Below are 22213 nucleotides of genomic sequence, written 5' to 3'. Positions count from 1 at the left end.
GTGCGAAACCAGCCTTGGGCCATTGTGCCGATTTCGTCATCGGCATCAACCGAAAAGATCAATCGCAAACCTCTTCAAGCCTTCAATCTAAAGACATCGCATACCTCCCGGCCGCTGCTCTCTTCTAATGGATAGGTTTATGAAGCAGGTACATATCATTGACTCACACACCGGCGGCGAACCCACCCGCCTGGTGATCAAAGGTTTTCCACAACTGTCCGGTCATACCATGGTCGAGAAGCGCGATGCCTTGCGCGACCAGCATGACCAGTGGCGCCGGGCTTGCCTGCTGGAGCCTCGCGGCAATGATGTACTGGTCGGCGCGCTGTATTGCGAACCGGTTTCGCCAGATGCCACCTGCGGCGTCATCTTCTTCAACAATGCCGGCTACCTGGGCATGTGCGGGCACGGCACCATAGGCCTGGTTGCCTCGCTGCACCACCTGGGCCTGATCGAGACCGGCGAGCACAAAATCGACACCCCGGTCGGCCCGGTCAGCGCCACCCTGCATGAGGATGGCAGCGTGACCGTGGGCAATGTGCCCGCTTACCGCTACCGCAAGCAGGTGGCCGTTGAAGTACCGGGGCACGGTCAGGTGTTCGGCGATATCGCCTGGGGCGGCAACTGGTTTTTCCTGGTTTCCGATCATGGCCATGCCCTGCAACTGGACAACGTCGAAGCCCTGACCGAGTACACCTGGGCGATGCTCAAAGCCCTGGAGGCCCAGGGTATCCACGGCGAAGACGGCGCCCTGATCGACCACATCGAACTGTTTGCCGACGACGACCAGGCAGACAGCCGCAACTTCGTCATGTGCCCGGGCAAGGCCTACGACCGCTCCCCATGCGGCACGGGCACCAGCGCCAAGCTGGCATGCCTGGCGGCCGATGGAAAACTGGCTCCAGGCCAGCCCTGGGTGCAAGCCAGCATTACCGCCAGCCAGTTCGTCGGCAGCTACCAGTGGGAAGGCGAACGTATCCGCCCGTTCATTACCGGCCAGGCCTTCATGACCGCCGACAGCACGCTGCTGATTGACGAAAAAGATCCTTTCGCGTGGGGCATTTAAGCCCCCGGTTCCACACCCGTCCGAATAAACGACTCCAGGAGTTACAGCAATGAGCGACAACATTTTCACCGGCTGCATGCCTGCCCTGATGACCCCTTGCACCGCCCAGCGCAAGCCGGATTTCGACGCCCTGGTCGCCAAAGGCCGCGAACTGATCGACATCGGCATGAGCGCAGTCGTTTACTGCGGCTCAATGGGTGACTGGCCTCTGTTGACCGAGGCCGAACGTCAGGAAGGTGTGGCACGACTGGTGGCTGCGGGCATCCCGACCATCGTCGGCACCGGCGCCGTAAACAGTCGCGAAGCCGTGTCCCACGCAGCGCACGCAGCCAAGGTAGGCGCCAAGGGCCTGATGGTGATTCCGCGACTGCTGTCCCGCGCAGCCTCGCCTGCTGCACAAAAAGCCCATTTCGCCGCCATCCTGCAGGCGGCTCCAGAGCTGCCGGCGGTGATCTATAACAGCCCTTATTATGGCTTCGCCACCCGCGCCGACCTGTTCTTCGAACTGCGCCGCGAATACCCGAACCTGATCGGCTTCAAAGAGTTCGGCGGTGCTGCCGACATGCGTTACGCCGCCGAAAACATCACCTCCAAGGACGATGACGTGACCCTGATGGTCGGTGTCGATACTCAAGTGGTCCACGGTTTCGTCAACTGCAACGCCACCGGCGCCATCACCGGTATCGGCAACGCCCTGCCACGGGAAGTGCTGCAACTGGTAGCCCTGAGCAAGCAGGCCGCCACCGGTGATCCCAAGGCCCGCCGTCTGGCCCGCGAGCTGGAAGCCGCCCTTGGCGTGCTCTCGTCATTCGATGAAGGCACCGACCTGGTGCTCTACTACAAGCACCTGATGGTGCTCAATGGCGACACCGAATACACCCTGCACTTCAACGAAACCGACGCGCTCAGCGATGCCCAGCGCCATTACGCCGAGAACCAGTACACCCTGTTCCGCCAGTGGTACAAAAACTGGTCCGCAGAACAGAGCGTCGCCTAAGGCTTCGCCACACCCTCAAGCCCGCGGCGCACATCAGGTGCGCCGCCTTGCTCGCGCCCCACCCCATTTTCCCAGGAACACGTCATGACTCTGACAGGCAACATGCTGATCGGTCAGCAAGCCATCACCGGTAGCGGCGAAGCCCTGGCACAAGGCTTTGTGGCCTCCCTGACCCAAGGGGCTGGCCAGTTTTGCACCAACCCGGGGCTGGTCATTGCCCACCAAGGCCCCGCTCTGGATCTATTCATCAGCGCCGCAGCCGAGCGGGTAAAGAAAGCCGGACGCCTGCTGGTCAACGGCTGGCCTACCGGGGTTGAGGTGTGCGACGCGATGGTCCACGGCGGTCCTTTCCCGGCCACCTCGGACAGCTTGTTGCCCAGCGCACTCAAGCATGACAATCCTCTGCAACTGCGTCGCCTGCTCGATGGCCACAGAGAAGCCCAACCCAATGCCTGATCATTTCAGCTCGAACAGCGCGCACCCGACCCCTGACATCGCAGTGGTCGGGGCTGGCATTATCGGCGTCGCCTGCGCCCTGCAGCTGGCGCGCCAGGGCCTGCGGGTGGTGGTCATCGACCAACAGGAACCGGGCCAGGGTGCTTCATTCGGCAATGCCGGGCACCTGGCAACCGAACAGGTATTCCCGATTGCCGACCTGTCCATTCTCAAGCGCTTGCCCGCCATGCTCATGGACCCGATGGGCCCCCTGCGCCTGGACTGGAAATACATGCCCCGCGCCCTGCCCTGGTTTACCCGCCTGCTGCTGAACCTGCGCCCGGCGCCATTCCAGCGCACCGTCGCCGGTATCCGCGCCCTCAACGAGAGCAGCCTGCAGGCCTGGCACCGGCTGCTCGACGGCATTGACTGCCCCGGTCTGATGAGGGAGGACGGCTCGTTACTGGTCTACGAGCGACCTGAATCGCGCCCGGCGCTCGAAGCACTTCAGGCGCGCATGCGTCAGCAACAGGTACCGGTCGAGTTCTGGCAGGCCAGGGCGGTACACGAGACCGCACCGCAACTCAGCGAGCAGATTCAGGGCGGGTTGTTTTTTCCGGCTACCGGGCATTTTATCGACCCCTACCGCGTGGTCTGCGAACTGGTAAACGCCGCCAAAACCTGTGGTGTGCAGTTCCTCAAGCAACCGGTCACGGGCGGGCAACTGAGCGAGGCCGGCGTGAACCTGGTCACCCCTCAGGGCCGGGTGACGGCCCGGCGAGTGGTGATCGCCTGCGGCGCCCACTCGGCGAAACTCACTGCCGAGCTGACCGGCAAAAAGGTCCCTCTGGATACCGAGCGCGGTTATCACCTGATGCTGCCCCACGAACATGACCGGCTGCCTTTTGCCGTCACCTCGCTGGAGCGCAAGTTCATCATGACCCCGATGACTGACGGTCTGAGGCTGGCGGGTACGGTTGAGTTCGCAGGGTTGCAGGCCCCACCGAGCATGGAGCGCGCCTGGCAGCTGCATCGACTGAGCAAAGGGTTGTTCCGTCGGGACTTGAGCGCAGAAGCCGCCACGCCCTGGATGGGCTTTCGGCCGTCGCTGCCAGACTCGTTGCCGATCATCGACACCGTGTGCGACGGCAAGGTGCTGCTTGCTTTCGGTCATCAGCATCTGGGCCTGACCCAGGCAGCGGTGACTGCAGAAATGATTACGCAGTTGGCATTGCCCGGTAGCTCCCGTGATTTACCGGCACTGGAGCCCTACCGCCTGGATAGATTCTGAACCACGAAGCCTGTCGCTACTTTGTTGCTTGAAAACACTGTAACTCTGAAACCCCGTGGCCCTGTAGTTGCTGACGAGTAGAACGAGGCTGCGTCCGAGCGCGCAGCGGTCGTAAGCCCTGAATACGCGCTATACCTGACACATCGAGCCGCAAGGTTTACGACGGCTGCGCCGCCGAACGCCGCCTCGCGGAGCTCGTCAGCGACTACAGGGTTTCAGGTGGATTCAACGCAGGGTTATCAGCCCCTGGCGGCACACGCGGGTCAGGTGGTGAATCACTCGCTCGGCATCATCGGCGCCGGGGGACTGGATCACTGCCAGGTCGAAACTGTCAGCGGCAAATCGCGCCAGCTGATCACCCTCTTCCACAAACTGGATCAAAAACGCAGTAGCCCGCCCCTTGCGACGCGGCCAGCCGTCCAGGCAACGCAGCAGTGTGGGCTGGTGTTTACCGCCCAGGAGGATTTTTGGGTTGCGCAAGGCAGGACTGGCCGAGATCGGTGCAAGACGTACTAGGGGACGTGGGTGACTCATGTATCGGTTCTCCGCCTCAAGATTCTGCGTGGCAGGTGAGAGGCATCACCGAACCAGCGCTTTAGCGGTATTTCGAGGCGTGCTTCAAGCCTCTTAGACGGTCCCTGGACCCTCTGGCGCCCCGCAAGTAGCTGTTTAAATCGGCGCAAGAAAACATCCTAGATAAACCGGCTTACAACTGTCAACAATCCAGTAAAACGAAAAAGGCCCGCGCTGGGCGGGCCTTTTGGCGAACATTCGGTTTTCAGTCGGTTATCGCACGGTCAAGGGACACCTTGCCTGCACCTTCGAACAATACCGCAATAGTGCCGCCCAGCAGGGCCAGGGCAAATTCATAACCGTTGTTGGCCATGAACAGACCGTTGTGGATATGCACCGAGAAAATCGCCACCAGCAGGGTGAACGTCAGACCCAATGCCGCAGGTCGCGCCAGCAGCCCCACGATCAGCGCCAGACCACCCAGAAACTCGGTACCGCCCGCCAGCGCTGCCATCAGCGTGCCCGGTGCCAGGCCGATGCTTTCCATCCATTGCGCGGTTCCTGCCAACCCCCCGCCGCCAAACCAGCCAAACAGTTTTTGCGAACCGTGAGCAGCAAAGATGATGCCTACGAAGATACGCAAAACAGTCAAACCATAACCTGCGCGACTGCCCAGTACGGTATGGATCAATTTGCTCATGGTGGAATCCTTTAGGTAATCAGTTGGGGAATGCTCGCCATACTAATCAGTTTTTAGAATGTTAAAAGTCGAATAAACCCAATATAACTATCAGTTTATTCGATTACTTGCGTGAAGCCAGTTCAGCTTTTGCGGGTTCCAGGGAGTCGCGCTCCCGATCAAAGGCCAAATAGTATTTATTCACGCTATTAACATAGCTGACAGCGCCCATTCCCACCTGCTCCATGGCAATACGTTCAACCTGAAAGAACCATTGATTGGGGTTCAATCCGCGCCGCCGGGCCTCGGCCCGCATGCCTTGTACTCGCTCGGGGCCCATGTTGTAGGCCGCCAGGACAAAGGCCATGCGCTCGCGCTCGTTGAGTTTGGGGCTGGCAAAGAACTTGCGACGGATCAACGCCAGGTACCGGGCACCGGCCTGTACATTGTTATCGACGTTTTGAATATTGTTGACCCCCACCCGTTGCGCCGCAGAGGGGGTGATTTGCAACAGCCCCGTCGCCCCGCCAACGCCCTTGGCATTCGGGTCAAGGGTAGACTCCTTGAACGCCAGTGCCGCCAGGTTCAACCAGTCCATCCCCTGCTGCCGGGCATGCTTTTGCAACACCGGACGCAGTTTTTCAAGCTTCTGCCGGTCGGCTCGGGCCAAAGGGTTATGCACCCGGTACAAGCGGCGATAAACCCGCTCAAACGCCACATCCTGATCGGCCGGTGCCTTATAACCGTCCAGAAAGCGGTCGATACTGGCACGCAACATCGAGGCATCACGGCGCACGTACCAGCGCATCGCTTCGGGTTCGCTGACCAGCACCTTGCGGTCAAAACGCAGCTTGGGCATCAACGTGGCCCAGCGCTCGGCAATCGGGCGCTCAACGATAGTCAGGTGAAAAATGCCTGCCTGCACCATTTCCAGCACATCTTCCACGGCCAGAGTCGGGTCTACCCATTCGATCCTGACCGGCGGCAATTTGCGCAGCGCCAGCTTTTGATTGATCAAATTGACCGCGGCACCCGCTGCACTGCCCGTGGTCAACGCCACCGTGCGTCCCGACAGTTGTTCCAGGTGGGTAAAGCGGCGCTCGCCCTTGACCCCCACCAGCAGCAACGGCACATCGTCGACGATCGGGTCACTGGCGCTGATGGCGCGGGTGGGCTTGAAATCGATCAGTTCCCCCGGCGCAACCACATCGCCTTCTCCACGGGACAAGGCCCCGAGAAGCTGGTCCTTGGCTTTGGGAATGATCTTGAGGGTGACTTCCTGGCCGTCGCGGGCATGGCTGTTGAGAAAGCGTTCATACGCCCGCAGACGGTGGTATTCAACGCCAATGGCCTGGCCTTGCACTTCACCCGAACTGTTGCGGCTTTGATTGACCAGCACCCGCAGCACCTGACTGCTGCGGATTTGCGCCAGATCGCGGACCTGACTCGGCTGCCCGACCTGCAAGGGTCCGGCCAGTCGTGCCAGTGCCGGGAGCGGCATCAGCATCAGGCACAGCGCAATCAATAGCGTCGGTCTTGTCATCCGTTCTCCGGAAAGCATACAGCCCAGCACCCTGTCGGATTAACCGACAACCGGTTGCCCTTTTTGGGGCTTTTAAGCGCTGGAAACAGCGCGCAAAACAGTCAATGCGCCCTGAAGAAAACCGGGCATTGCGTTGTTGCGGCATTCAAAGACAACCATAACTGTCTGTAGTTCTTGGTTTTTCTTATAAATCTACAGCTCTGATATGCTTCGCGGCTTGTGGCCTGAGGTAGCACCATGCAACTCATCGATATCGGCGTCAACCTGACCAATCCAAGCTTCGACGGCAAACACCAGGCGGTCCTGGACCGTGCTTACGCGGCCGGCGTGTGCCAATTGGTGCTGACCGGCACCAGCGTTGAAGGCAGCGAACAGGCCTTGCAACTGTGCCGCGAGCTGGATGAAAGCGGTCAGCGACTGTTCTCCACCGCCGGCATTCACCCGCACTCGGCCAGTGACTGGAACGGCGACAGCGCCCGACACTTGCTTGCCTTGCTCAAGGAGCCCGGTGTGTGCGCCGTCGGTGAGTGCGGCCTGGACTTCAACCGTGACTTCTCGCCCCGTGCCCAGCAGGAAAAAGTGCTGGAAGAACACCTGGCAATGGCTGTTGATCTGCAGTTACCGGTTTTTCTGCATGAGCGCGATGCCAGCCAGCGGTTACTGGAAATCCTGCGCGACTTCCGCGATCGCTTGCCCGCCGCCGTAGTGCACTGTTTCACCGGCGAGAAAAAGGCGTTGTTCAGTTATCTGGATCTGGACCTGCACATCGGCATTACCGGCTGGATCTGCGACGAGCGCCGCGGCACCCACTTGCACCCGCTGGTACGGGACATCCCCCGGGGTCGCCTGATGCTGGAAAGTGACGCGCCCTACTTGCTGCCCCGTACCTTGCGGCCCAAACCGAAAAATGGCCGTAACGAACCGGCTTACCTGACCGACGTGCTTCGTGAAGTGGCCGTGCATCGTGGCGAGAGCGAACAGGACCTGGCTGAGCACACCACCGCGTGTGCCCGGGCGTTTTATGGGTTGCCGGTGGTCGCCTGATCTGAGTAGTCGCTGACGAGGAACGAAGGCTGCGAGCTTTTTGGTGAAGTATCCCGGATACATTCCCAAACGCAGTCCTGATAGTTTTGCAACGACTGCGGAGCAGGCGAAAGCTCGCAGCCTTCGTTCCTCGTCAGCGACTACGAAGTTTGTCTAACCCACAGGGTTGACCCACATCAACAAGATCGTCACTGAATAGCGGCACAATGATGGCACCTTGCCAATATTGTTTGCGCCAAATCAGAGAAGACCTCCCATGGGTACCTGGCTTAGCAACATCTCGCTCAAATACAAATTCTGGGCCGTCAACGGGGTGGCATTTGTCACCACCCTGCTGCTGGTGCTTTACGCCGTGCAGCTTGAGCAACAATCGCGCAGCGCCGCCGCCCAGGCCAACGCCCGGGACCAGGCGCACTTGCTCAAGGCATGGCCCGCCGGGCAACCCTTGCCTGAAACCCGGCACTTGCTGCGCCTTGAACCCAACCAGATCGCCAGCGTCGACGATCAACCCCTGCCACAGCTAAACAGCGCCAAGGGCTGGATTTCGATCAATCCCATGCCGCTGTTCGGCCACGATCTGTTGTTGGGCGCCGATGTGCTGACCCGCGATGACGGACAAAAAATCGCGGTACTGGCCTATACGCCAAGCCTGGCCCAGGTATTTGTCGAGCGACTGCCCAACTATGCAGGCGCAGTGCTGATCCTGATGCTGGCCATGCTCTGCGCCTCGCAATTGCTGATCCGCTTCCTGCTTAGCCAGCTCAATACCCTGAAAGACGTGATGTTGCATGTCGAGCAAACCGGCGATCTGTCCGCCCGGGTTCCCTTGGCCTGTACCGATGAAGTCGGGCAGATGGCCAGCGCCTTCAACGCCATGCAGGCCGGCTACCAGCGCGTGGTCAATACCGTGGCCGAAACCGCCGCGCAACTGGATGCCGGTGCCGCCCGCCTGGCCAGCAGCATGGACGAGGTACGCCACGGCATGCTCGGCCAGCAAAGCGAGACGGACCAGGCCGCCACCGCGATCAATCAAATGACGGCCACCGTCTATCACATTGCGCAACACGCGGGCGCCACCCGCGACCTGTCACAGACAGCAGACAACCTGGCCGGCAGCGGCCAGCAGGTGGTCAGCCGCGTGCAGCAATCCATCGCCAGCCTGTCCACCGGGGTCCAAACCACTGCCGAGATGATCCAGCAACTGGCCCAGGACAGTCAGAAGATCAACAGCGTCGTCAGTGTGATTCACAGCATTGCCGAACAGACCAACCTGCTGGCCTTGAACGCAGCGATTGAAGCCGCTCGCGCAGGCGAAATGGGCCGGGGCTTCGCCGTGGTCGCCGATGAAGTGCGGCATTTGGCCAAACGCGTGCAAACCTCCACCGACGAAATCACCACAATGGTCTCGGCCCTGCAGGCGGGCACCCGTGACGCGGTGGACTTCATGCAGGAAAGCTCGTTCAAGGCCGACGACTGCGTACAGCAGGCCCAGGAAGCGGGTGTAGCCTTGGCCGAAATCACCCATGCCGTGGCGCAGATGCGTGAAAGCAACACGCAGATTGCCGTGGCTGCCGAGCAGCAAAGCCAGGTGGCAGAAGAGATGAACCGCGCAGTGGTGAGCATCCGTGATGTCACCGAAAACACCGTGCAACAAACCGTCGAGTCGGCCACCACCAGCAATGAGCTGGCAACCCTGGCCGCTCAACTGAACATAGCCATTGGTCAGTTAAAACTATAAGGCCAATAGCCATTGTTGATTCGCCGTGGGGCGGCCATAAATCTATGATTTGTTTATCCGGTTCAGCGACAACTGAACCCTCGAACAAGGAGAGCAATCATGGGCAAACGTCATCCAAACTTACCGGCCTGGCAATGGCGCTCCAACCCGCAAAGCCATCAGGGCAGCACGCATCAGGCGATCAACCTGATCGCGATCCCCATTATGGTGGTGGCCTTTCTACTGCTGGTGTCGGGCGTGTTCAGTGAAAACGCCACGAGCGCGGTGATCGGCCTGGTTGCCTTGTTTGCGGCGCTGATCCTGCAACACCAGGGCCGCACGCAAGAGAACAGCCAGACCTTCTGATCAGCCGAAGACGGCTACGGTCTGGCGACTGATTGCAATCAGCTCGCCACCCGGCGCCCACAGGTTGGCCGCCACATGGCCGTAACCGTCACGGGCATGCTCGATGACCGCCAGGTACTTGCACCACTCCAGCGTGCTGGCCTTGGGCAATGGCTGCACAAATTCGATGGTCCAGGTCAGCGTGCTGCCCGCTGTCGGCTTGTTCAGCAGTGGCAGCAGCGCAGGTGGCCAGGCATCGACCAGTGCCAGCAAGTGGGTTTCAGTCAGGGGTTCATCCTGAACCTCCCCGGCAAGACGCACCCACCCCCCCATTTCACGCGTCCCGCGGCCCGTAAACGGCAATGCGCCAACGGCCCAGGCCATGGACAGGTGCCCCATGAACTCCGGGGTGATGCCCTTGATGCAGGGCAAGAGCGGGCACTGCGCCACAGCTTTCATTTCCGGGGCCGGTACGCTGTCGACGCTCACCGCTGATTCCCTCGACGCGCCAAAACTGGCTTGCACCAGCGTCATCACTTGACCGTTCTGCACGGCGCGGCCTACGACCTGGCTGACGGCCCGGCCTTCGCGCAACACCTCGACCTCAAAGCTGATCGGCACATCGGCGGCAACCGGGCCCACAAAGCTCACTGCCAGCGAGCGCAAGGCCCGCTCGACAGACACATGGGCGCGCATGGCTTCGTACTGCAAGGCCACCACCAACCCGCCGAAGCTGGCACGTCCCTGCCCCCAGTCTGCCGGGATTGTGACGTTCAGGGGCGTGTCGCGCACCGCCGCAACCAATTCGCAAAACTGCATGTGCACCTCAAAACAGAAAAATATGACGGGATACTACCCATCGATCTGACTCTGCACAGTGCTGAATCGGACAAATATCAGGAGTGAAAGCACGCCGCACTCAATTTGATCAGCGCCTTGTCAGCCCGTTTTTCACCCCGTTCAAGGGTTGCCTGCCATTGAGCAACACAGGGCTGCAAATCGGCCTGCTGCTCGGCTTGCAACAACCACTGCCAGGCATCGTGCCACTCACCCAGGGCCTGTTGCGCGCCCTTGAGTCGCGTCACCACCAGAGGGGGTAACTGATTCAACTCAGGGTAAGCCTCTGCGGCGTAGCGCACGCGCTTGATCAACAACCTGACACGATGGCGGTCATGGCCCGGATCATTGAGGGCGGCCTCCAGGGTTTGCCACTGTTTTTCCAGCACCTTTTCGATCCGCTTACGCAAACCGCGCAACATGTTTTCACGCTCGGCGGCCCGCAGAAAGCGCGGAAACACATCAAGGATCATCAACAGCTGAGCCAGCTGCTCGCTGTCAGCCACCCGGGCGTAACTGCCGGACAACTGTTGCAGGCGCCGTTGTGCCTGAGTCGGGAAGCCCTGCTGCTGCAAGTGCGCCGCCAGCACCTCAAGGTCGCGCAAGGGGGTCGTCAATGTGCCCACCTGGGCCGCCGACATTTCCAGTTGCACCACGCCCGGCAACCCGCGCAATGGCCGCAGCAGGCTGCGCAAACGGCGAACCGTGGTGCGCAGATCATGCAGGGCCTCAGGGTCCGTGTCGGCTTCAAGACGCGCCTGGCAGGCCAGCAGCCTGACCTCCAGACGCACAACGTTTGCAACAATCCGGTCAACCAGCTCAGACATCCTCACCCTCCACCTTCACTGCGCCGGCTCAACGTCCGGCGCGGGATTCACGAATATAGAAACGTGCCTTCTCGGCTTTTTTGGTGCAACCCTCAAAGGCTTCGAATTGCTGCTGGGTTTTGGCTGCGGTCAGCAAGGACAAGGCCTTGGAGTAGCTGACAGTACCGGCAAAACCTTCCGCCTTGGCCAGGTCCAGCTCATGCCAGGCCGCATCAAGGTTGGTCGCACACGTATCACGGTACGCCTTGGTGCCCGCACAACCTGCCAATGCCAGTGCAATCAACGGCACACAAATCCATGCTTTCATGTTGTTTTCCTCAGGAATAAAGGTTCAGTGCAGTCTCAGACGAACAACCCGACTAAAAGTGCCACAACGCCACAATCAAAAAACAGACAGCGCCTACCCATCATGGCTACAAGGCACTAGCCTAGCTTGTAGATACGCGTTCATGCCAAAAGCTGTCACTCAGGGCCACAAAAAGGCATTGTGGGTCATTGTCAGGCAAAGGTTGGGCTCATGAAAAAACGTATTGCATTGGTATTGGGCTCAGGTGGCGCACGGGGCTATGCCCATATTGGCGTGATTGAAGAGCTTGAGAGCCGGGGCTATGACATTGCCTGCATCGCCGGTTGCTCCATGGGCGCCGTGGTGGGCGGGATCTACGCCGCTGGCAAACTTGATGTGTATCGCGACTGGATTCAAAGCCTGGATTACCTCGACGTGTTGCGTCTGGTGGATGTCAGCTTTCGACTGGGAGCGATTCGTGGCGAAAAAGTCTTCGGCCAGATCCGCAACATGGTCGGCGAAATCAATATCGAAGACCTGCGCATCCCCTATACCGCCGTCGCCACCGACCTCACCCATCAGCAGGAGATCTGGTTTCAGGAAGGCTGCCTGCACCAGGCCATGCGCGCCTCGGCGGCGATTCCCAGCCTGTTCACCCCGGTGATGCAAGGCAACCGCATGCTGGTCGATGGCAGCCTGCTCAACCCGCTCCCTATCGTGCCGGTGGTCTCCAGCCATTGCGACCTGATCATCGCCGTCAACCTGAATTCATCCCATCCCAGCAACTACCAACTGCCTGTCATCCAGCGCCCTGCCGCGTTCAAAGGGCGCTTTGACAACCTGATGACGTCCCTGGGTTCGCGCATGCCGTTTCGCAACAGGCACGCCGAGCAATTGCTCAATCTGGAACAGGAGATGCTCAACCCGCTGGTCGAGCCCCTGACCAATCCCTGGCTCGACTCGGCACAACCTGCCCGCCCTGCCGCCGCCCAAGGCTCGCCCAAGTCGGCCACCGGATCGGTGATCGTCGACAACGTCGGCCCGGCTTCGCTGCTGGACTTGATCAACCAGAGTTTCGAGGTGATGCAAACCTCACTGGCGCAATACAAGATTGCCGGTTACCCGCCCGATATCCTGATCAACGTGCCCAAGCGGGTGTGCCGGTTTTTCGAGTTCTACAAGGCTCAGGAGCTGATTGCACTGGGGCGCATGATTGCCAGGGACACCCTGGACCGTTACGAAAGGGACGAGGCGTCCAACAACCGATAACCGACCCCGGCCTCGGTCACGATAAACCGGGGCCGGGTCGGGTCATCCGCCAGTTTCTGGCGCAAATGGCCGACAACGATCCGCAGGTAATGGCTGTTCTCGACATGGGTAGGGCCCCAGATATCCTTGAGCAATTGCTGCTGGGTGATGACCCGTCCGGGATGGCGCGCCAGTTGTGCCAGCACCGCGTACTCCTTGCGCGTCAGCGCCACTTCGACACCGTCGAGCAACACCCGGCGAAAGGCCAGGTCAACGGTCAACGGGCCGAGTTCAAGCGCCGCCTCCTGAGCCTCACCCGCGGGAGCCTGACGCAGCAACGCACGAATCCGCGCCAGAAACTCCTGGATACCGAAGGGCTTGGTCACGTAATCGTTGGCCCCGCCGTCCAGCGCCTGGACTTTCTGCGCTTCACTGGCGCGCACCGACAGAACCAGTACCGGAATGCCGGACCACTCGCGCAACTCACGCAGTACCTGCTGGCCGTCCATGTCCGGCAAGCCCAGATCAAGCACCATCACGTCGGGTCGCTTGAGGGCCGCCTGGCTCAGGCCCTCGGCGCCGGTCGCAGCCTCAAGCACGGTGTAGCCCTGGGATACCAGACTGATCCGCAGGAACTTGCGAATCTGCGGCTCATCATCGATGACCAAAATAGTCGCGCTCTGGCTCATGGCTTCGGATCGTGGCAAAGGAATGGCCCCAGAGTATCAGTCTTCACGTTCCGGGCCTTCATGCTCAAGGCCCGGCTGCGCGCTGACCGGCAGATACAAGGTGATGCACGTGCCCTGCCCGGCAATGCCGTCGCCGACCGTGATACGCCCGCCGTGGGCGCCTACCATGCCCTGGCAGATGGCCAGGCCGAGCCCGGTGCCCTGCCCGCCGCGATCGCCACGGGCAGCGGTGTAAAACATGTCGAATATCTTCGCCCGATCTTCCTCCGGGATGCCCGGCCCCTGGTCACTGACGGCAAACCACAGCTCACCCTCGTCTGCGCCAGCCGTCAGTTGCAGCTGGCCGTGGGGCGGTGAAAAGCGCGCGGCGTTTTCCAGCACATTGACCAGTGCCTGTTCAATCAATGCACCGTGTACGTGGAGCAGCGGCAATTGCGGCGGCACATCCACCTGCACCTGCAAGGGCGCCAGCACCGCACGCAAGCGGTTCAGGGCACTGCCCGCAATGTCGGCGGGCGATACCCAGTCACGGGCCAGCTTCAATGCACCGTGGCCCAGCCGGGTCATGTCCAGCAGGTTCTGAATATAGCGGTCCAGGCGCTCCGCCTCATCGCGGGTGCCTTCAAGCAATTCGCGCCGATCGGCCAGGGGGATGGCCTCGCCCAGTGCCAACAGGGTGTCGATACTGCCGCGCATGCTGGTCAGCGGCGTGCGCAGGTCATGGGACACCGACGCCAGCAGCGCGCTGCGCAACTGCTCGGTTTCGCCGTGCAGGCGTGCCGCTTCCAGGTCCTGGGCCAACCGTGCGCGCGCCAGCGCCTGGGCCAGGGGTTGGCTCAAAGCCATCAGCAAGCGACGGCGCTGGCCGCTAAGCGACTGCCCCTGCCTGGGGCACACGCCGAGCAAGGCCAGCGGCCCTTCCTCGGCGCTTATCGGCCACCACCACCAACGCCCCATCGGCAACGTCCCCGTGCCCTTGCCCGCGGGCTGGTCATGGCTCCAGGCCCAGTCCGCAGCGGCGCGCTCGGCTTCGGAAAACTGCAGCGGCCCGCCCGTTTCAATCTCCCAGCCACCCTCGCCATTGCGGTTGAGCAGGCACACATCCAGTTCTTTCCAGCCGCTCAAATGCTGACTGGCAGCGTTGACCACGGCCTTGCGGTCAGTGGCGGCGGTGAGCTTGCGCGACAGATCGAGCAGCTCGGTGGTTTCTTGCTGGGTATCGCGCAAGGCCTGCAATTGACGACGCTGACGGGCCGCCAGATTGCCGGTCAATGCCGCCATCAGCAGAAAGAACACCAGGGTGAGCACGTCTTCTTCGCGCTGAATGCTGAAAGAAAAGTTGGGCGGGATGAACAGAAAGTCATAGGCCAGAAATGACATCGCCGCACAGGCCAGCGACGGCCCCAGGCTGCTGCGCACGGCAACCAGCAACACAGCGGCCAGAAACACCAGGGAGATATTGGGCAGGGCCAACACACTGGCCACTCCCCAGGCCAGGGCGCTGGCCAGTACCGTGGCAATCAGCGCCAGCCCATAGTCAAACCACACCAGGGAATGTTCACGACGGCTGACGGTCGGTGCGGGTGATTGCTCATTGTCGAGCACGTTGATTTCAAGGCCATGGGAGTCGCGCAACAAGCGCGCCGCCAACCCGCCACCGAACAGGCGTCGGCGCCACGTCAGCCGCGACTGGCCGACCAGCAGCAAGCTGGCACGGCGTTCAGCGGCGTGCTGGATCAGGGTCCTGGCCACTTCACCGGCACGCAACAGGACCACTTCGCCCCCCAGGCGCTCGGCCAGTTGCTGGGCGCTTTGCAGGCGCAGGCGTGATTGCTCGTCGCGCACCGTGCCGTTGTCCACATGCACCAGGCTCCAGGGCAGATGCCGACGTTCCGCGACCCGGCTGGCGTGACGCACCAGGCGCTCGGCATGCTCATCGCCATCGATCCCGACCAGCAAGCGCCCGCGCAACGCCGGGGCCGACTGCCCCTGCTGGCGATAGCCCTTGTCCAGTTCATCATCGACGTACACCGCTGCCGTTTGCATCGCCAGTTCGCGCAGGGCGTTGAGATTGGTCTGACTGAAAAACGCATCAATCGCCGCCCGCGCCTGTTCCGGCACATACACCTTGCCCTCGCGCAGGCGCTCCAGCAGTTCACGGGGCGGCAGGTCGATCAGCAACAGTTCGTAGGCTTCCTGCACGATCCAGTCGGGCAGTGTTTCGCGCACCTGCACCCCGGTGATCCCGCGCACCTGATCGTTCAGGCTTTCCAGGTGCTGGACGTTGACCGTGGTGTACACGTCGATCCCGGCTGCCAGCAGTTCCTGCACGTCCTGCCAGCGTTTGGCATGGCGGCTGCCGGGGGCGTTGCTGTGGGCCAGCTCATCGACCAGCACCAGCTTGGGCCGGGCGGCGAGCAGACCGTCGAGGTCCATTTCTTCGAGCTGCACGCCACGATATTCCGAGCGCAGCATGGGCTGCTGGGGCACGCCGTTGAGCAACGCCTCGGTCTCGGCGCGGCCATGGGTTTCGACGACCCCGGCCAGCACCAGGACCCCTTGGCGCAGTTGAGTGTGGGCGGCCTGCAACATGGCGTAGGTTTTACCCACACCGGGTGCCGCGCCAAGGAACACCTTGAGCCGGCCACGGCCTGCGCGGGGCAAATCAGCTAACAGCGCATCGGCGCGACCGGAATGACTCATGGGTTTACCTGTAAATCGGGTGTGTGTATGTGACCTGTGGGAGCGGGCTTGCTCGCGATGCAAACGATGCGGTCGTCAGATAAACCGCAGTGCTGCCATCGCGAGCAAGCCCGCTCCCACACATGGAGGTGTCAGTTCTTGAGCTGCGCCAACGCCTGATTCAACAGCAATACGTTGACCACCGGCGGCCCCACCAGTGGCCGCTCGGTATGTTCAGCCACCAACTGTTCGACGGCCTGCACCGGTACATTGCGCGCGCCAGCTACACGGGCCAGTTGATAGCGTATTGCCTCTGGTGGCAAGTGCGGGTCCAGACCGCTGCCCGAGGTGGTCAGCAACGCCAGGGGCACCGGCCCCTGCCCCGGCACGGCGAGCCGGGCGGCGCTGTCCTTGACCCGTGTGGCCAGTGCCGGGTTGCTCGGCGCCAGATTGCTGGCCGAACTGGCCACGGTGGCATAAGCCCCCGCCGAAGGCCGCGGGTGAAACCAGGTGTCACCGCTGAAGTCCTGAGCGATCAGCGCCGACCCCAGCACCTTGCCGGCGCTGTCGCGCACCAGACTGCCGTTGGCCTGCTCGGGGAACGCCAGTTGCGCAATGCCGGTGACGGTCAGCGGGTAGATCACGCCGGTTATGGCGGTCATCAACAGCATCAGGCTCAGGGCCGGACGTAGAAAAGTAGTCATGGTGTAACCCTCCAATGCTTAAACCAGATGCAGCGCCGTGAGCAGCATGTCGATCAGCTTGATGCCCACAAACGGCACCACCAGCCCGCCCACGCCATAGATCAGCAAGTTGCGACGCAGCAAGTGCGCGGCACTGGCCGCCTGAACGCGCACCCCACGCAATGCCAGCGGGATCAGCACCACGATGATCAGCGCGTTGAACACGATGGCCGACACAATTGCGCTTTGCGGGCTGCTCAGGCCCATCACGTTCAACACGCCCAGCTGCGGGTAGATCGAAGCAAACAGCGCAGGCAGGATCGCAAAGTACTTGGCCACGTCGTTGGCGATCGAGAACGTAGTCAACGCGCCACGGGTCACCAGCAACTCTTTGCCGATTTGCACCACATCCAGCAGCTTGGTCGGATCGCTGTCCAGATCGACCATGTTCGCGGCTTCCCGTGCAGCCTGGGTGCCGTCGTTCATGGCCATGCCCACGTCTGCCTGGGCCAGGGCCGGGGCGTCGTTGGCACCGTCACCGCACATGGCCACCAGTCGCCCGTCATTCTGTTCATGACGAATGCGTGCCAGTTTTTTCTCCGGCGTGGCCTCAGCCAGCACATCATCCACCCCCGCTTCAGCGGCAATCGCAGCCGCGGTCAGCGGGTTGTCGCCCGTCACCATCACGGTGCGGATCCCCAGCTTGCGCAACTCGGCGAAGCGCTCGCGAATACCTGGTTTCACCACGTCCTTGAGATGGATCGCACCCAGCAACTTGCCCTGGGCACAGACCAGCAACGGGGTGCCGCCGCTCTGGGCGATCTTGTCGATTTCCCGCGACAGGGCCGGCAACAGTTCGCCCCGTGTGAGGCCGACAAACGCCAGCACCGAATCCACAGCCCCCTTGCGGTACACCTGGCCGTTGTAATCGATCCCCGACAGACGGGTTTCGGCCGTGAACGGCACCGCCGTGAAGTCGGACACCGGCAGCTCGTCCAGGCTGTGCTGGCCCCGAATAAACTCGACGATGGACTTGCCCTCGGCCGTCTCGTCCGCCAGCGAAGCGCGCAACGCGCCCTCTGCCAGCTCCCTGGCCGTCACGCCAGGGGTGGCATACAAGGCCGTGCAACGACGGTTGCCGAAGGTGATGGTGCCGGTCTTGTCGAGCATCAGCACATGCACATCACCGGCCGCTTCCACTGCGCGACCGGACTTGGCGATCACGTTGAGGCGTACCAGGCGGTCCATGCCGGCAATCCCGATCGCCGACAGCAGCCCCCCGATGGTGGTCGGGATCAGCGTGACCAGCAGCGCCACCAGAAACACCAGCGGCAAGCTGCCACCGGCAAAGTAGGCAAACGGCTGCAAGGTCACGACCACGATCAGAAAGATCAGGGTCAAGCCGATCAGCAGGATATCCAGGGCCACTTCGTTGGGGGTTTTCTGGCGTTTGGCGCCTTCGACCAGCGCAATCATGCGGTCCAGGGTCGACTCGCCGGGGTTGGCGCTGATTTGCACCAGCAGCCAGTCACTGACCAGACGCGTGTTGCCGGTCACTGCCGAACGATCTCCTCCCGACTCGCGGATCACCGGTGCCGATTCGCCGGTGATTGCCGCTTCGTTGACCGCGGCAATCCCCGCAATCACCTCGCCGTCGCCAGGGATCATCTCCCCCGCTTCGACGCGCACCACATCGCCCTTGCGCAAACGGGTGGCCGGTACGACCTCGAAACTTCCCGCAGGGGTCCTACGACGAGCACTCAGGCCCACGCTGCCAGCCTTGAGGCTATCGGCCCGGGCTTTGCCCCGACCCTCGGCCAGTGCTTCGGCAAAGTTGGCGAACAGCACGGTAAACCACAGCCACAGGGCGATTTGCACAGCCACCCCGGTGGGCACCGCAGGCTCGGGTACAAAGCACAGCACCGTGGTGAAAATCGCAGTCAGTTCAACCACCAGCATCACCGGCGAGCGCTTGAGCTGGCGCGGGTCGAGTTTGACGAACGCTTGCAGCAGCGCCGGGCGCCAGATATCGGCAAACGAAGTTTTCGGCGACTCGGGGGCCTTGGCCTCCGGGGTTGGCGTCAACGTTGAAACAGGAGCAGGCATAGTCATCATCGTCTCCTTAGAAGCCCAGGGTCAGTTGTTCAGCGATTGGGCCAAGGGCCAATGTCGGCAGAAAGGTCAGGCCGCCCACCAGCAAAATGGTCACGGTCAACAGGGCTACAAACAGCGGGCCGTGGGTTGGAAAACTGTTCTGGCCAATGGGTGCGGACTTCTTCAGCGCCAGGCTACCGGCCAACGCCAGCACCGGCAGGATGTAACCGAAGCGCCCGATCAACATGCCCAGCCCCAGCATCAGGTTGTAGAACGGCGTGTTGGCATTGAGTCCGGCAAAGGCTGAACCGTTGTTGGCACTGGCCGAGGTAAAGGCGTACAGCACCTGACTGAAACCGTGGGGCCCGGGGTTGCTGACCGAGGCCACGGCACTGGGCAGCACGGCCGCAATCGAACCCAGTACCAGCACGCCCACCGGCATCACCAGCAAGGTCACCACCAGCAGCTGGACTTCCCTGGCTTGCAGCTTTTTGCCCAGGTATTCAGGGGTGCGGCCAATCATCAGGCCGGCGAGGAACACAGCGATCAACACGTTGAGCAACATGCCGTAGAGCCCGGCACCAACGCCGCCGAAGATCACTTCGCCGACCATCATGTTGACCAGCGCCACCATCCCGGTCAGCGGGTTGAGGCTGTCGTGCATGCCGTTGACCGAGCCATTGGAGGCCGAGGTCGTGGTTTCGGTCCAGAGCACCGTGCCGGTTGTGCCGAAGCGCACTTCCTTGCCTTCCAGCGGTGCCGCCTGCTCAACCAGCGGGCTGTTGAGCGCCGGGTTCGGCTGATACTCGGCATACAGCGCAGTGCCGCCGCCGATCAGGAACAAGGCCAGCATGCAGGCCACAATCGCCCGGCTCTGGCGCAGATCCTTGACGTAGTGGCCGAAGGTGAACACCAGCGCCACCGGGATCAGAATGATCGAGGCCAGCTCGAACAGGTTGCTCCAGGCCGTCGGGTTCTCGAACGGATGTGCCGAGTTGACGCCGAAGAAACCACCGCCGTTGGTGCCCAGTTGCTTGATCGCGATCTGGCTGGCGGCCGGGCCCAGGGGGATGACTTGATCCACACCCTGCTGGGTGACGGCATTGACGTAATGGGCAAATGTTTGCGGCACGCCCTGCCAGACCAGAAACAGCGCCAGCACGACACACAGCGGCAGCAAGCCGTAGAGGGTGGCACGGGTCATGTCGACCCAGAAGTTGCCCAGGGTATGGGCCGAGCGACGGCTGATGCCACGGCACAGTGCAACCAGTACCGCCAGGCCGGTGGCGGCGCTGACAAAGTTCTGCACGGTCAAACCGGCCATCTGGCTGAAGTAGCTCAGGCTGGCTTCACCGCTGTAGCTCTGCCAGTTGGTGTTGGTGACAAAGCTCACGGCAGTGTTGAAGGCTTGCGTCCATTCCTGCCCCGGCAACTGCTGCGGGTTAAGGGGCAAATACTGCTGAAACAGCAGAATTGCAAACAGCAGCACAAAGCCCATCAGGTTGAAGACCAGCAGGGCCAGGGTGTATTTCTGCCAGCTTTGCTCGATGCCGGGGTCTACCCCGGCGATGCGGTAGCACACCTTCTCGACGGGCCCGAACACCGGGGTCAGCCAGGTACGCTGGCCTTCCATCACCTTGTAGTAAAAGCGTCCCAGCCACGGCGCCGGTAACAGTACCAGGGCAAAGAAGGCGAGGATCAGCCCATAGTCATAACTGTGCATACCCGCTCCTAGTTCCGGTCTGCGCGCAACAGCGCAACCAGCAGATAAACGAACAGCGACACTGCCAACAGCAGCGACACCCCATCCAGAACGCCCATGACAACTCTCCCAAAGCGGCACTTGCCGCGTATGGAGAGAGTGTGGGGAATGAGGCCGTAAAGGATCGAGACCGAGAGGGATGCGGGGGCGTAAAGAAGGCGTAAAGAAGCAGGGATGCCTGCCGTAGCAGCTGCTACGGATGTGGGTGGAGGGCTCTTAGCGCAACAGCGGGGTGTCCAGCACCTCGGAGTGACCGCCGAGCACGCTTTCGCTCAACTGGATAAAGCTCGCGGTATTGACCTTATCCATGCGCATCAGCGCCTGGCTGACGTCATCCAGAGAGCGTTTATTGTGAGTCTGCAAGCGAATTTCGCGGTCCAGCGACTGCAACAGCGTCACGGCCCGCGCAACCATTGCCGGGCCTGCCTGCTGGCCGCGCAGTCGGGTGACGTTTTTGCCGGCGGCATTGAACTTGTGTTGCAGGGTCTGATAACGCTCGTCACTCATGCCGCCTGCACGACGCATCAGTTCAATGGCGTAGTACTCGCTCAAGCCTTCGCCGATCCAGTCATGGCCCGGCTCGTCATTGATGCCGCTGAACACCTGCACCACTTCACGCAACAGGGTGCTGGTACCGTTCTCACTGACCAGCGGCAGGCCGCTGTAGAGATAAATCGAGTTGCGCGCCGCTGCACCGCCCTTCCACATAGGGCTACCCGCGCCGACTATCAGCAGCTTGGGCGGGTTGCGCGGGAATACCGCCTGGACTTGCGGCCACACAAACGTCAGCAAGGTCAGCACATCCATGCGGCGCATGCCCTGACCTTTAGGCGCACTCACCGTGACTTCGGTTTCGCCCACAGTGGTGCGACGGCTGCCCAGGTTACCCGCCAGCATCCAGCCGGTGGGCCGGTCAAACAGACGCGAGACATCATCGATGCGAAAGCGGTTCTTGCCGATGCGCGGCCAGGCGGTTTCAACGCTTTTCCAGCCGTTGGGCAACTCGAACTCAAGACGCGACACCAGTTCAACGCCATCCTGCTGGTCGAGATTGGCAGGAGGGATCAACTGTTCGCCGCGAAACAAGGCCCACTCAGGTGTGATACGGGTATCAAAACTGCCGTTCTTGCGCGGCTGGTTCAACCGCACGCGGTAGCTCAGGCTGGCACTGCCCGGTGCGGGCCGCCACAACCCCCGGCTCCTGGCAGAAAGTTGCCACTGCCCGTCGGCCTTGAAGTCGGTGTAACTGCCCTGCTCGCCGAGGTCGAAATCCAGGCTGCGCACCGCAGAACCTTCAGCAAGGGTCAGCCGCACCTCGGCCTGGTCGCTTTGCGGCAACAGGCGCACGTGGTAGTTGAGATCGACTTTTTGCCCGGCCCACAGCGGGCCGCAGATCAGCAACAGCAACAGCAACAGCAACAGACTCGGGCCCAGGGGCCATTTGTAATGCAGCGCCATACACACTCCTTTGCTGC

General features: G+C 61.6%; 20 protein-coding genes and 1 pseudogene. 8 read left to right on the top strand and 13 right to left on the bottom strand.

Going from position 1 to position 22213, the window contains the following annotated elements:
* Nucleotides 1-139 precede the first annotated feature (139 nt).
* The 4 genes and pseudogenes from VSQ83_RS07010 (at nucleotide 140) to VSQ83_RS06995 (ending at nucleotide 3789) form a co-directional block, all read left to right on the top strand.
* Complete coding sequence (locus VSQ83_RS07010; protein WP_326425846.1) at nucleotides 140-1066, top strand: 4-hydroxyproline epimerase; 927 nt, start codon at nucleotides 140-142, stop codon at nucleotides 1064-1066.
* A gap of 49 nt (nucleotides 1067-1115) precedes the next feature.
* Nucleotides 1116-2063: a dihydrodipicolinate synthase family protein gene (locus VSQ83_RS07005; protein WP_133079358.1), complete on the top strand. Its 948-nt coding sequence runs from the start codon at nucleotides 1116-1118 to the stop codon at nucleotides 2061-2063.
* 51 nt (nucleotides 2064-2114) lie between these two features.
* Nucleotides 2115-2519, top strand: a pseudogene (locus VSQ83_RS07000) (hypothetical protein); the annotation flags it as partial.
* The gene (locus VSQ83_RS06995; protein ID WP_133079356.1) at nucleotides 2512-3789 is read left to right on the top strand and encodes an NAD(P)/FAD-dependent oxidoreductase; all 1278 of its coding nucleotides are present in this window, start codon (nucleotides 2512-2514) and stop codon (nucleotides 3787-3789) included. The pseudogene VSQ83_RS07000 and the gene VSQ83_RS06995, both read left to right, overlap by 8 nt.
* A gap of 225 nt (nucleotides 3790-4014) precedes the next feature.
* Here the strand turns inward: VSQ83_RS06995 and VSQ83_RS06990 are convergent, their stop codons facing one another.
* The 3 genes from VSQ83_RS06990 to VSQ83_RS06980 all read right to left on the bottom strand — a co-directional run bounded on the left by VSQ83_RS06990 (nucleotide 4015) and on the right by VSQ83_RS06980 (nucleotide 6524).
* Nucleotides 4015-4323 (bottom strand): class I SAM-dependent methyltransferase, encoded by a 309-nt coding sequence (locus tag VSQ83_RS06990; RefSeq protein ID WP_133079355.1) that lies wholly within the window; start codon nucleotides 4321-4323, stop codon nucleotides 4015-4017.
* Between the two features lie 244 nt (nucleotides 4324-4567).
* A complete protein-coding gene (locus VSQ83_RS06985) occupies nucleotides 4568-5002 on the bottom strand; it encodes a DoxX family protein (RefSeq protein WP_133079354.1) in 435 nt (144 codons plus the stop codon).
* A 103-nt stretch (nucleotides 5003-5105) separates the two neighbouring features.
* The gene (locus tag VSQ83_RS06980; protein WP_326425844.1) at nucleotides 5106-6524 is read right to left on the bottom strand and encodes a transglycosylase SLT domain-containing protein; all 1419 of its coding nucleotides are present in this window, start codon (nucleotides 6522-6524) and stop codon (nucleotides 5106-5108) included.
* 237 nt (nucleotides 6525-6761) lie between these two features.
* On the opposite strand from VSQ83_RS06980, the gene VSQ83_RS06975 reads away from it, so the two are divergent.
* From VSQ83_RS06975 to VSQ83_RS06965, 3 genes are all read left to right on the top strand, one after another.
* Complete coding sequence (locus VSQ83_RS06975; RefSeq protein WP_326425842.1) at nucleotides 6762-7568, top strand: TatD family hydrolase; 807 nt, start codon at nucleotides 6762-6764, stop codon at nucleotides 7566-7568.
* A gap of 256 nt (nucleotides 7569-7824) precedes the next feature.
* The gene (locus VSQ83_RS06970) at nucleotides 7825-9306 is read left to right on the top strand and encodes a methyl-accepting chemotaxis protein (RefSeq protein ID WP_326425840.1); all 1482 of its coding nucleotides are present in this window, start codon (nucleotides 7825-7827) and stop codon (nucleotides 9304-9306) included.
* A gap of 99 nt (nucleotides 9307-9405) precedes the next feature.
* The gene (locus tag VSQ83_RS06965; protein ID WP_219261600.1) at nucleotides 9406-9651 is read left to right on the top strand and encodes a terminase; all 246 of its coding nucleotides are present in this window, start codon (nucleotides 9406-9408) and stop codon (nucleotides 9649-9651) included.
* On the opposite strand, the gene VSQ83_RS06960 is transcribed toward VSQ83_RS06965, so the two are convergent.
* The 3 genes from VSQ83_RS06960 to VSQ83_RS06950 all read right to left on the bottom strand — a co-directional run bounded on the left by VSQ83_RS06960 (nucleotide 9652) and on the right by VSQ83_RS06950 (nucleotide 11601).
* The gene (locus VSQ83_RS06960; RefSeq protein ID WP_219261601.1) at nucleotides 9652-10449 is read right to left on the bottom strand and encodes an acyl-CoA thioesterase; all 798 of its coding nucleotides are present in this window, start codon (nucleotides 10447-10449) and stop codon (nucleotides 9652-9654) included. It abuts the gene before it with no gap.
* Nucleotides 10450-10526: 77 nt separating this feature from the next.
* Entirely contained in the window at nucleotides 10527-11294 is a 768-nt protein-coding gene (locus VSQ83_RS06955) for a CHAD domain-containing protein (RefSeq protein ID WP_133079348.1), read from the bottom strand.
* A 28-nt stretch (nucleotides 11295-11322) separates the two neighbouring features.
* On the bottom strand, nucleotides 11323-11601 hold the full coding sequence (locus VSQ83_RS06950) for a hypothetical protein (RefSeq protein ID WP_016780105.1): 279 nt from the start codon (nucleotides 11599-11601) through the stop codon (nucleotides 11323-11325).
* 210 nt (nucleotides 11602-11811) lie between these two features.
* Here VSQ83_RS06950 and VSQ83_RS06945 point away from each other — a divergent pair, with 210 nt between their 5' ends.
* Nucleotides 11812-12849 carry a patatin-like phospholipase family protein gene (locus VSQ83_RS06945; RefSeq protein ID WP_219261602.1) on the top strand — a complete coding sequence of 346 codons (1038 nt, stop codon included), beginning with the start codon at nucleotides 11812-11814 and terminating at the stop codon, nucleotides 12847-12849.
* On the opposite strand, the gene VSQ83_RS06940 is transcribed toward VSQ83_RS06945, so the two are convergent.
* The 7 genes from VSQ83_RS06940 to VSQ83_RS06910 all read right to left on the bottom strand — a co-directional run bounded on the left by VSQ83_RS06940 (nucleotide 12816) and on the right by VSQ83_RS06910 (nucleotide 22196).
* Complete coding sequence (locus tag VSQ83_RS06940) at nucleotides 12816-13517, bottom strand: response regulator (protein WP_133079346.1); 702 nt, start codon at nucleotides 13515-13517, stop codon at nucleotides 12816-12818. The genes VSQ83_RS06945 and VSQ83_RS06940 overlap by 34 nt on opposite strands.
* A gap of 36 nt (nucleotides 13518-13553) precedes the next feature.
* The gene (locus tag VSQ83_RS06935; RefSeq protein WP_326425835.1) at nucleotides 13554-16220 is read right to left on the bottom strand and encodes a sensor histidine kinase KdpD; all 2667 of its coding nucleotides are present in this window, start codon (nucleotides 16218-16220) and stop codon (nucleotides 13554-13556) included.
* Nucleotides 16221-16351: 131 nt separating this feature from the next.
* Entirely contained in the window at nucleotides 16352-16903 is a 552-nt protein-coding gene (gene kdpC / locus VSQ83_RS06930; protein ID WP_219261604.1) for a potassium-transporting ATPase subunit KdpC, read from the bottom strand.
* 18 nt (nucleotides 16904-16921) lie between these two features.
* On the bottom strand, nucleotides 16922-18994 hold the full coding sequence (gene kdpB, locus VSQ83_RS06925) for a potassium-transporting ATPase subunit KdpB (RefSeq protein ID WP_133079343.1): 2073 nt from the start codon (nucleotides 18992-18994) through the stop codon (nucleotides 16922-16924).
* 10 nt (nucleotides 18995-19004) lie between these two features.
* Nucleotides 19005-20699: a potassium-transporting ATPase subunit KdpA gene (kdpA, locus tag VSQ83_RS06920; RefSeq protein WP_133079342.1), complete on the bottom strand. Its 1695-nt coding sequence runs from the start codon at nucleotides 20697-20699 to the stop codon at nucleotides 19005-19007.
* Between the two features lie 8 nt (nucleotides 20700-20707).
* On the bottom strand, nucleotides 20708-20797 hold the full coding sequence (gene kdpF, locus VSQ83_RS06915; protein ID WP_037032648.1) for a K(+)-transporting ATPase subunit F: 90 nt from the start codon (nucleotides 20795-20797) through the stop codon (nucleotides 20708-20710).
* A gap of 157 nt (nucleotides 20798-20954) precedes the next feature.
* Nucleotides 20955-22196 (bottom strand): hypothetical protein, encoded by a 1242-nt coding sequence (locus VSQ83_RS06910; RefSeq protein ID WP_326425833.1) that lies wholly within the window; start codon nucleotides 22194-22196, stop codon nucleotides 20955-20957.
* Between the last annotated feature and the right edge of the window lie 17 nt (nucleotides 22197-22213).

The sequence above is a fragment of the Pseudomonas sp. DSV-1 genome, from assembly GCF_035830915.1.
Classification (GTDB): Bacteria; Pseudomonadota; Gammaproteobacteria; order Pseudomonadales; family Pseudomonadaceae; genus Aquipseudomonas.
Note: the sequence above shows the minus strand (reverse complement) of the source record. Positions and strands in the feature narration are given on the sequence as shown.

Coding starts and splice junctions, on each gene's coding strand:
- VSQ83_RS06995 (WP_133079356.1), top strand. CDS start 2,512: ATGCCTGATCATTTCAGCTCGAACAGCGCGCACCCGACCCCTGACATC.
- kdpC (WP_219261604.1), bottom strand. CDS start 16,903: ATGACTACTTTTCTACGTCCGGCCCTGAGCCTGATGCTGTTGATGACC.
- VSQ83_RS06910 (WP_326425833.1), bottom strand. CDS start 22,196: ATGGCGCTGCATTACAAATGGCCCCTGGGCCCGAGTCTGTTGCTGTTG.
- VSQ83_RS06960 (WP_219261601.1), bottom strand. CDS start 10,449: ATGCAGTTTTGCGAATTGGTTGCGGCGGTGCGCGACACGCCCCTGAAC.
- VSQ83_RS06985 (WP_133079354.1), bottom strand. CDS start 5,002: ATGAGCAAATTGATCCATACCGTACTGGGCAGTCGCGCAGGTTATGGT.
- VSQ83_RS06940 (WP_133079346.1), bottom strand. CDS start 13,517: ATGAGCCAGAGCGCGACTATTTTGGTCATCGATGATGAGCCGCAGATT.
- kdpF (WP_037032648.1), bottom strand. CDS start 20,797: ATGGGCGTTCTGGATGGGGTGTCGCTGCTGTTGGCAGTGTCGCTGTTC.
- kdpA (WP_133079342.1), bottom strand. CDS start 20,699: ATGCACAGTTATGACTATGGGCTGATCCTCGCCTTCTTTGCCCTGGTA.
- VSQ83_RS06990 (WP_133079355.1), bottom strand. CDS start 4,323: ATGAGTCACCCACGTCCCCTAGTACGTCTTGCACCGATCTCGGCCAGT.
- VSQ83_RS07005 (WP_133079358.1), top strand. CDS start 1,116: ATGAGCGACAACATTTTCACCGGCTGCATGCCTGCCCTGATGACCCCT.
- VSQ83_RS06980 (WP_326425844.1), bottom strand. CDS start 6,524: ATGACAAGACCGACGCTATTGATTGCGCTGTGCCTGATGCTGATGCCG.
- VSQ83_RS06945 (WP_219261602.1), top strand. CDS start 11,812: ATGAAAAAACGTATTGCATTGGTATTGGGCTCAGGTGGCGCACGGGGC.
- VSQ83_RS06955 (WP_133079348.1), bottom strand. CDS start 11,294: ATGTCTGAGCTGGTTGACCGGATTGTTGCAAACGTTGTGCGTCTGGAG.
- VSQ83_RS06935 (WP_326425835.1), bottom strand. CDS start 16,220: ATGAGTCATTCCGGTCGCGCCGATGCGCTGTTAGCTGATTTGCCCCGC.
- kdpB (WP_133079343.1), bottom strand. CDS start 18,994: ATGACTATGCCTGCTCCTGTTTCAACGTTGACGCCAACCCCGGAGGCC.
- VSQ83_RS06965 (WP_219261600.1), top strand. CDS start 9,406: ATGGGCAAACGTCATCCAAACTTACCGGCCTGGCAATGGCGCTCCAAC.
- VSQ83_RS06975 (WP_326425842.1), top strand. CDS start 6,762: ATGCAACTCATCGATATCGGCGTCAACCTGACCAATCCAAGCTTCGAC.
- VSQ83_RS07010 (WP_326425846.1), top strand. CDS start 140: ATGAAGCAGGTACATATCATTGACTCACACACCGGCGGCGAACCCACC.
- VSQ83_RS06950 (WP_016780105.1), bottom strand. CDS start 11,601: ATGAAAGCATGGATTTGTGTGCCGTTGATTGCACTGGCATTGGCAGGT.
- VSQ83_RS06970 (WP_326425840.1), top strand. CDS start 7,825: ATGGGTACCTGGCTTAGCAACATCTCGCTCAAATACAAATTCTGGGCC.